Here is an 8,983-nt window from a genome sequence, read left to right on the forward strand (position 1 = left end):
CGACTACTTCACCCCGATCGCCAGCGGATCGTTTCGAACGCAAGCGATGGTGGTCTGTCCCTGCAGCGGCAGCACACTCAGCGGGATCGCTCGTGCGGCCGGATCGAATTTGATCCAGCGTGCCGCGGAGGTGCATTTGAAAGAACATCGAAAACTAGTCCTTGTACCGCGAGAAACACCGCTCAGTGTATTGCAGCTCGAAAACATGCACCGCTTGGCGGCGGCCGGCGCGGTGATTTTGCCCGCGATGCCCGGTTGGTACCACGGCGTCGAGTCGCTCGATTCGCTGGTCGATTTCATCGTCAGCCGGATCATGGACCAAATCGGAGTCGACAATTCGCTGATCCAGCGGTGGGGGGAATCATGAACCTCTCCCATTGGCTCGGACTGATTCGATTTAGCCACACCGTTTTCGCATTGCCGTTTGCCGCGTTGGCGACCGTGATGGCGCTGGCGACTCCACTCGCCTCGGACGTTTCGGGTGCTCGCCCCTCGTTTCGCTGGCAAGACATGCTGGGGATTCTGCTTTGCATGGTGTTTGCTCGCAGTGCCGCGATGGCGTTCAACCGACTGGTCGATCACAACATCGATGCACGAAACCCCCGGACGGAAAAGCGTCATTTGCCTGCAGGCGTGTTGTCTCGCAGCAGCGTGTGGGCGTTCACCATCGGCTGTTCGCTTGCTTTTGTCGCATCAACCGCATTGTTTTTGCCCAACCGATTGCCGCTGTACGCGTCCGTTCCTGTGTTGATGTTCTTGTGTGGGTACAGTCTGGCAAAACGTTTCACCGCCGCCGCACATCTCTGGCTCGGCGTCGCACTCAGCCTGTCGCCGATCTGTGCTTGGGTCGCAATCCGCGGTGTCGAAGTGACCTCCAGCCCGAGTGACTTAGTCGCTCCGCTGATTCTTGCGGCCGCAGTAGCCGCTTGGGTTGCCGGTTTCGACATCATTTATGCGTGCCAAGATGCCACGTTTGATGCCGAGGCGGGCCTGCACAGTATCCCCGCGAAATTTGGAATCGCAGGCGCGTTAAAAATCGCTGCCGCATTTCATGTCGTGATGCTTGGGCTCCTCGGTCTGCTGCCCACGTTCGCTCAAAACACAGGACTCGGAGTCCTATTTTGGGGCGTTTTGGTCGTCGTGTCCGCGATGGTATTGTGGCAACACTGGCTGGTCCGCCCCGACGATTTGAACCGTGTCAATCAAGCCTTTTTCAACACGAATGCCGCTATCAGTTTAACGTTACTCGTCGCCGGAACTCTCGATTGCCTCTGGCTCTAAATGAGATAGGCTTCCAACCTGTCGATCATTCCGCCTCCGTAGCAAAAGTCGCGAAGACTTTCAAACACCCCCGAAACCTTACTTCCCTTTCTATACATTCAACGCATGATCACTCAAGAACGCGAAGCCCGATTTCGAGAAATCCGCGACAAAGTCGAAGCGGATGAGCGACTGACGCTTGATGACGGAATTTTCCTGTACGATCCCGAAGTCTCGCTTGGTGCTGTCGGCGAGCTGGCCAACTTGGTTCGCGAACGCAAAAACGGCAACGTTGGTTACTTTAACATCAACACGCACCTGAACCCCACCAACGTGTGTGTGTATCGATGTCGTTTCTGTGCCTTTCGCAGCGATCTTCGCGACCCGAAAGGGTACGTGATGGACGACGAACAGATCCTGCAGCGAGGCCAAGAAGCGACTGAAAATGGCTGTACCGAAATGCACATCGTCGGCGGACTACACCACCAAAAACCGTACGAGTGGTACCGTCATCTGATCGAGTTGCTGCACACCAATTACCCGCAAATTCATCTGAAGGGTTGGACGGCAGTGGAGATCAATTGGTTTGAATTCCAGACCAAGAAATCGGTCCGCTGGGTACTGGAAGACTTGCGTGACGCCGGCTTGGGCAGCATGCCTGGCGGCGGCGCCGAGATTTTTCACCCCGAGGTGCGTGACCAATTGTGCGAGCACAAGGCGAACACGCACGCTTGGTTGGACATCCACCGGACGGCACATCAAATCGGGCTGCGTACCAATTGCACGATGTTGTACGGGCACGTGGAAAAGGCGTATCACCGCATCGATCACTTGATCCGGTTACGAGATTTGCAAGATGAAACGGGTGGTTTCCAGGTCTTCATTCCACTGGCGTTCCACCCTGAAAATACGAAGCTGTCGGAGATCAAGAAGCCATCGGCGATCATGGATTTGCGAACGATGGCGATCAGCCGTTTGATGTTGGACAACGTCCAGCACATCAAGGCGTACTGGATCATGTTAGGTGTCGAGACCGCGCAGACCGCGTTGGCCTATGGCGCCGACGATCTTGACGGAACGGTGCGGCACGAGTTGATCTATCACGATGCGGGCGCAACGACGCCGCAATGTTTGTCTGTCGATAAGATCCGCGACCTGATCAGCGAAGCTGGCCGTGATCCAGTTGAACGGGACACGATCTATCGCCAAGTCCACCGCGACCCCAGCGACTACACCAAGTGGACCCCCGGCGAATCGGTCGAGCAGCTGGCCGCGACACTTTCGTCCTAGTCGAAAGGCGGAACGCAGCGAAGCGGCGTTCCGGCATCGTCGATTTCACCTTCCCCTTCGGGAGGGTCGGCCGCAGGAAGCGGCCGGCGAGGGCCGGTGACATAAACTTGCACCGTCCATTTGGCACACAACGCTGATACCTCTGCACGCCAATGGCTTGGAAAGCCGAGCGACAGTGCTGTCAAAACTCTTGCCGACGTGCGCAGTGCAACACTGAACGCCGTTACCAATCGACTGCGGACACAACCCCGCCGCTCGATGTGTGAGCAACGCAACTGCAATTCCCCACCCGAGGTAGAGGAGTAAAATACGATCGGCGCTCGGGAATGATGGAGGGCTTCGCCCCCCAACAATTCGTCCCCAACAACAAAAAAGCGTTGCTTTACGAGCGATTAATATCGATCTGCTAACTAATATTCTCGACAAGCCAAACAATTGGTGACTTTTGTACACCCTTCATTAAACTAGCACCAAGCAGCTAAGGAAACGCAAGGGTTGGCTGTGGGAAAGGCCTCCAGCCTTGTCGTTTACGATCGAATGATTTACACCGCACTTGGCTTCCAGCCGATCCAAAACAGCGTTTTTGCTTCGGTAGCACCCTTAAAACGACGCGTCCTGATTCTGCCTTTTCAAACTCGTCCCATTCCCCCCACAACGAATTACCGTAGCGGATCATGCCAATGATCCTCCCCAAAATCGTAGCGGATCTTGCCAAAGATCCTTCACGCGGGATCCGTCAGAAGATCCACGACGCCGGCTAGTTCCTTCGCATCCCTGATTGGGAGCGCCGAGGAGACGCAGCTCTGAAAACCTTTCATGAAATCGATCGCTCCGCTTCTCATCCAAATTTCGCTTTGGGCATCTGCTTGCATCTTGACCGTGCTGCCCTGCGCCATCGCGTTTGATTACGGCGGCATCCTGCCGTGGGCCCAGTGGGCGACCTGTGTCGCCGTGCTTGCTGCCGGGATTTTAGCACTCCCCTCGATCATCGACCGCGAGACCCAAGGAGGTCCGCGGTTTCACTGGCTCGCAATCCTGCTGCTCGGATGGGCCGCGTTCGCGTGGTTCCAAACACTGCCGCTGCCTGGATTCCTGCTCAGCCTGCTCAGCCCCGGCTCAGCCGCCGCCTATACCACCTGGCTCGACCCCATTTTGGGATCACAGACGGAACGTTCCTCGATGCACCCGATATCGATTGACCCCGCTGCCTCGCGGCACGCCATCGCGATGCTGTTGGTTGTCGCCACGCTCGCCTGGACATCCGCTAGCGTTTTCCAAAATCGCCGACGCTTAGTGTTGCTGATGGCGGGGCTCGCTGCCGGTGCCGCCGTGCATGCGGCGCTGGGCATCTTTCAACTCGTCAGCCCCGAGACGAATTTACTTGGCATGAACGCGATCAATCGCGGCGCCCACTTTGCCGCGTTTGTCAATCGCAACAACGCTGCGTTGATGATGAATATCGGAGTCGGCGCCAGTATGGGAGTGCTGGCGTGGCGATTGTCCGCATTGATCGGCACCGAAGTCGACGACGAAAATTTTGAAGTCAACGACCTCATCTCGCTAGCCAGTGATCGGGATTCCAGTATTGCATTAGTCAGCCTGGTGCTGTGCACCGCCGCGCTGCTTGTGTGTGGATCGCGAGGCGGATTGGTCAGCGCCATGATTGGATTTACACTCGCACTGGGCTGGATCCGTGCTCGTCGTGGCACCGCCAGCATCCCGGTGATCATTGCGGTGTTGGCAATCGCGGTGGCACTGCTGATCGTTCCCTTCAATCTGGATCTGACATCGTTGGATCGAATGGAGCTGCTATCCGATCAAGACCAATCCACAATTCTTAATGATGGGCGAATACCGCTTTGGAATGATGTCATCGCGGCTGCAACCACCTACCTGCCGACGGGCAGCGGGCTGGGCACGTTCGCCGACGCGCATCTAACCCAACTCGAAAAAAGCAGCGACGGTTGGGCACACCACGCCGACAATTTGTGGTTGGAAATGTTTACCGAGCAAGGCATCCCAGGATTGCTGTTCGTCGGGGTGCTGATCGTCGGAGTGATCCGCTCGCTGAACAAACTCAATGACTCACCTGATGCCGTCGATCATGGGCTGCGAGTCGCCGGTTGGTACATTCTCGGCTCGCTTGCCGTCTCCCAATTTTTCGACATGGGACTGATCATCCCCGCCAATTTGATCGCCTGTGCCATTTTTCTGCCGGTCGCCGCCACCCGTGGTCACTTGGTCGCTCCTCGAATCCGTGACACCGGTTACCAAAGTGACGAAACCGACGACTACTTTAATGCGGATCAGTACATCGATACGGATAATGAACACGACGTCGCAGAAGACCTAGCGGGCGAGCAAACCGCCTCAGGCGAACTTGATGGTTCCGGTGACGATGCTGTGCCAATCGAACCAGCGACAGCGATGGAAGCGAAACGCAAGCCACGAATCCGATTCCAGACCAAGAAGTCGCTCTTCCCATCGCTAGCCATCGCAGCGTTGGTCGTGTTCCCCAACGCCTGGGCACTCAGTGTGTTGCAAATGGACGCCAGCGCGGACGCGATCGTTCGCCGCTCGCAAGCGATGCTGGTGCAGCGTGGAACCGAACCGTCACAACTCGAAGCCCTGATCTTGCCGCTCGAAAACCTCGCGCAACGAACGGCCTCGCCTGCGGTCTACCGAACCCTTAGCGACTTGCATTTTCAACTTGCTCGCTATGAAGAAGTCGTACAAGCGAACCCAAAATCGACTGAGCAGCTACGCGAACTATATCAGCAAACCGCCCCAGCGGTCCGCCGCTTGAAATGGCACTCGCAGAGCGAAGCCGTAGCGGCCAGTTCAACGAACCACCGCTTGTCCACCGGCGGATCAGACTCCACCGACTCCGAGAAGGCCCCCGCTGATACCGATGGTGACGCGCCCGCCATCGAGCAAATGGCAACGCCCCCGCTGTCGCGTCATTACATCGCCGCATTAAAAAACGCGGAGACCGAGCTTGGTGTCCGGCCACTCTCGCGTGAAGCACGCACGGCCAGTTTGTATTTGGATTTCGTCTACACCGACCGCGACCGGACGCGGGCAATCCTACAGCAGCTTAGCGAGCTCTACGGAACCTATTCGGCCGCGCTGCGTCAATTAGCGCAGCTGTCACTCGACAGCAACGAATCGGAACTCGGAGCCAACTATTTGCGAAAACTGCTCGAGCGGCAGCCACAGCAGACCCCAGCCGCCTTGAAAATGCTTGAGTCCCACCCTGACATCTCGGTCGCGAGCATTGTCCCACCGACAACAGCCAACTACCGCGCCGCCGCCAAGTACCTAATCACTCGCCCCGATCCAGACCTTGAATTCCTCGCCCAAGCGTACGAGGGGCTCGCCTGTGGTCAAAGCGAGACGATTGCCGAACGCGCTCGTTGCGAAGAATTGTGTGCCGACACGGCATACGTGCTAAAACGCCACACCGAATCGTTCGCATGCTATCAAAAAGCGGTCCAACTCGATTCCGCCAACGCCAACCTGCAGCTGAAGTACATCAACCGGTTGCGGGAACAGAACAAAATTGGCACCGCGCGAGCGCATGCAAGAAAGGCCCGCGAACGATTCCCTGACGACCGCCGCTTCGACGCCGTCATCAATCAAATGGCTCAGCAAGAGCTCCGCTAGACGGTAAGCCAGACGTCGTTTCACCCTCCCAGCTTGCGTCGGGAGGGTCGGAAAACGAGCCTTCAGCGAGTTTTCCGGGGAGGGGCGGGGGAACGATGCTTGTACGGTCCACTTCTAACATCCTGCCACCCCGCATGTCACCTCGCCCGGCGAAGCGGGGAGAGGTCGGACGGGCCCTCAAGGCCTCGTTCGGGTGAGGGCCGACCGCGCTATCTTGTTGCGAGATACGACTCGACTTGCTCGGACGGCCCTCACCCGAGCAATCGCCATGCGCTCTGCTCGACCTCTCCCAACTGCGTTGGGAGAGGTGACTGTCTCGCTCGAACGATCCACTCCTAACACAGCGAACCCCACCCAGAGCCGGCTACCGCCGACTCTAACCTCCCCAAAGGGGAGATGAAGCGTATCTCCGTTTGCGTTCTTCCCAATCCTGTCGAACGCCGAGTATGCCTTCCGCCACTAAAGGTTTCACGTCGTTGCCAAATCCGGCTTGATCCTTTGATACCAATTCCACTTTCTACTCGCGATTTCTCGCGTTCTCTTTGACTTGCAAATCATTGCTGCCGGACTGGGCTTGCGTCAGGATGCCTGTCAAAGGGAGACTGTGCCCGCTGGCAATAACGTTCGCAATTACCCATTGCCCCCAAACCTACATCAACTCGCGGTGCAACTGTCACCCACGTGGACGAAGTCCGCGCCGACTAAGCCCGATCACATTGATGGAACGTGAAGCAAATGTCGTTGCTAGCATTGAGTGTCATCGCACTGGAGTGCGACGAAGCGACCTTTCGATCGGCTTGGCAGCAGATCTCGCACGTCACTGAATGAAGAAACCGATAATCAAACCAGTTCGCAGAAAGCAAGAGTTAACAGGATGAGTGAAGTTACGAATACCGCCGCAGGGTCAAACGGGCCTGGGCTGAGCGGAAGATCCATCCTTGTCACGGGCGGGACCGGTTCGTTTGGTCGTCGTTTCGTTTCCGAGGTCTTTCGTCGCTGGCCCGATGTCGCTCGGATGGTGATCTTTTCGCGAGACGAATTGAAACAATCCGAAATGGCGGAGCAATTCCCAGTCGACGAATACCCCGCAATTCGTTTTTTCATCGGAAACGTTCGCGACAAGGACCGGCTGCAACGTGCGATGGAAGGCATCGACACGGTCATCCACGCCGCGGCAATGAAGCAAGTGCCAGCGGCGGAGTACAACCCGTTCGAAGCGGTCAAAACCAATGTTCTCGGAGCCCAGAATGTCATTGAGGCCGCGCTGGATACTAACGTGAAAAACGTGGTGGCGTTGAGCACCGACAAGGCGGCGGCGCCGATCAATCTGTACGGCGCAACCAAACTTTGCTCAGACAAACTGTTTATTGCCGCCAACAACTTGAAAGGGCATCGCGACATCCGCTTTTCGGTCGTCCGTTATGGCAACGTGATGGGCAGCCGCGGCAGCGTGATCCCATTCTTCTTGAAGCGACGAGACACTGGCGTGCTGCCGATCACCGATCCCAGCATGACGCGTTTTAATATCTCGCTGGACGAGGGCGTCAACATGGTGCTGTACACGCTTGATAACAGCATCGGTGGCGAGATCCTGGTGCCCAAGATTCCGTCTTACCGAATTACCGATCTGGCCGAAGCGATTGGCCCCGAGTGCGAGAAGCCCGTTGTAGGCATTCGTCCCGGCGAAAAGTTACACGAAGAAATGGTCACGGCAAGCGATAGCCAAAACACGATCGAAAACGACCGCTACTACGTGATCGTCCCGATGCTGCATCGCCGCAACCACAACGAAACCATCGCGACGTTCGCGGCGCATCATGACGCCACTCAGGTCAAGCATAACTTTCTTTATAGCTCCGAAAGCAACGACCAATGGTTAAACGTCGATGAGTTGCGACAATTGATCAAACAACACGTTGACCCCAACTTCGCCGTCTAGTGGACATCCTACCCTACGGCCGTCAATCGATTGACGCGTCGGACTTGCAGGCGATCACCGAGTCCATCCAGTCTGGTTGGTTGACCACGGGACCGAAGGTCGACGAGTTCGAAGAGGCGTTTGCAGAGCGAGTTGGCGCGAAACACGCCGTTGCGGTTTGCAATGCAACTGCCGCGCTGCATCTAGCGATGCTGGTTGCAGAAATCGGCCCCGGCGATCGGGTGATCACCTCACCGAATACGTTTCTAGCATCAGCCAATTGTGCCGCCTTTGTCAGTGCAACTCCCGATTTCGGTGACATCGATCCGGTCACCTACAACCTTGACCCTGCCAAACTTGCGGCCGACTGGAAGTCCGACACTCGCGGCGTCGTCGCGGTGGATTACGCAGGCCAAACCGCCGACATGGTTGCGATCAGCAAGATCGCTCGGCAACATGGCGCGGTCGTGATCGAGGACGCTTGTCATGGTGTCGGCGGCCAATTTGAACACCAGGGCCGGCATTACAAAATCGGCGGACACCCTTGGGCCGACATCACCACGTTTAGCTTTCACCCCGTAAAAACGATGACGTGTGGCGAAGGCGGCATGCTCGTCACTGACAACGACCAATACGCCCAAAGAGCACGTAGGCTTCGCAGTCATGGCATGGTCCGCGAACCCGAAAATTTTCGCGGACTAGGCGAAGGCGGCAACGATACCGGCGACACCGTTTTGGATGAACAAGGGCCTTGGTATTACGAGATGCACGATCTCGGGTTCAACTATCGCATCACTGATTTTCAATGTGCCTTGGGACTCAGCCAACTCAGTCGACTCGATTCGTTTC

General features: G+C 56.8%; 7 protein-coding genes. 6 read left to right on the forward strand and 1 reads right to left on the reverse strand.

Going from position 1 to position 8,983, the window contains the following annotated elements; all coding sequences use genetic code 11:
* The 3 genes from ABX962_RS21930 to mqnE all read left to right on the forward strand — a co-directional run.
* Positions 1 to 367 (forward strand): UbiX family flavin prenyltransferase (locus ABX962_RS21930; RefSeq protein ID WP_372722322.1); only part of this gene is annotated, 367 nt, incomplete at its 5' end.
* On the forward strand, positions 364 to 1,281 hold the full coding sequence (locus tag ABX962_RS21935; RefSeq protein WP_372722324.1) for a UbiA-like polyprenyltransferase: 918 nt from the start codon (positions 364 to 366) through the stop codon (positions 1,279 to 1,281). The genes ABX962_RS21930 and ABX962_RS21935, both read left to right, overlap by 4 nt.
* Before the next feature lie 105 nt (positions 1,282 to 1,386).
* Positions 1,387 to 2,550 (forward strand): aminofutalosine synthase MqnE, encoded by a 1,164-nt coding sequence (gene mqnE, locus ABX962_RS21940; protein WP_372722325.1) that lies wholly within the window; start codon positions 1,387 to 1,389, stop codon positions 2,548 to 2,550.
* On the opposite strand, the gene ABX962_RS21945 is transcribed toward mqnE, so the two are convergent.
* Positions 2,547 to 2,825 (reverse strand): hypothetical protein, encoded by a 279-nt coding sequence (locus ABX962_RS21945; RefSeq protein ID WP_372722327.1) that lies wholly within the window; start codon positions 2,823 to 2,825, stop codon positions 2,547 to 2,549. The genes mqnE and ABX962_RS21945 overlap by 4 nt on opposite strands.
* A gap of 541 nt (positions 2,826 to 3,366) precedes the next feature.
* Here ABX962_RS21945 and ABX962_RS21950 point away from each other — a divergent pair.
* From ABX962_RS21950 to ABX962_RS21960, 3 genes are all read left to right on the forward strand, one after another.
* On the forward strand, positions 3,367 to 6,216 hold the full coding sequence (locus ABX962_RS21950) for an O-antigen ligase family protein (protein ID WP_372722329.1): 2,850 nt from the start codon (positions 3,367 to 3,369) through the stop codon (positions 6,214 to 6,216).
* A gap of 874 nt (positions 6,217 to 7,090) precedes the next feature.
* Entirely contained in the window at positions 7,091 to 8,155 is a 1,065-nt protein-coding gene (pseB, locus tag ABX962_RS21955) for a UDP-N-acetylglucosamine 4,6-dehydratase (inverting) (protein WP_372722331.1), read from the forward strand.
* Positions 8,155 to 8,983: DegT/DnrJ/EryC1/StrS family aminotransferase (locus ABX962_RS21960; protein ID WP_372722333.1), on the forward strand; the 829-nt coding region annotated here is incomplete at its 3' end. The genes pseB and ABX962_RS21960, both read left to right, overlap by 1 nt.

The organism is Novipirellula sp., from assembly GCF_041583735.1.
GTDB lineage: Bacteria > Planctomycetota > Planctomycetia > Pirellulales > Pirellulaceae > Novipirellula.

Excerpts from the sequence above, each read along its gene's own strand:
- ABX962_RS21935 (WP_372722324.1), top strand. The coding sequence starts at position 364 with ATGAACCTCTCCCATTGGCTCGGACTGATTCGATTTAGCCACACCGTT.
- mqnE (WP_372722325.1), top strand. The coding sequence starts at position 1,387 with ATGATCACTCAAGAACGCGAAGCCCGATTTCGAGAAATCCGCGACAAA.
- ABX962_RS21950 (WP_372722329.1), top strand. The coding sequence starts at position 3,367 with ATGAAATCGATCGCTCCGCTTCTCATCCAAATTTCGCTTTGGGCATCT.
- pseB (WP_372722331.1), top strand. The coding sequence starts at position 7,091 with ATGAGTGAAGTTACGAATACCGCCGCAGGGTCAAACGGGCCTGGGCTG.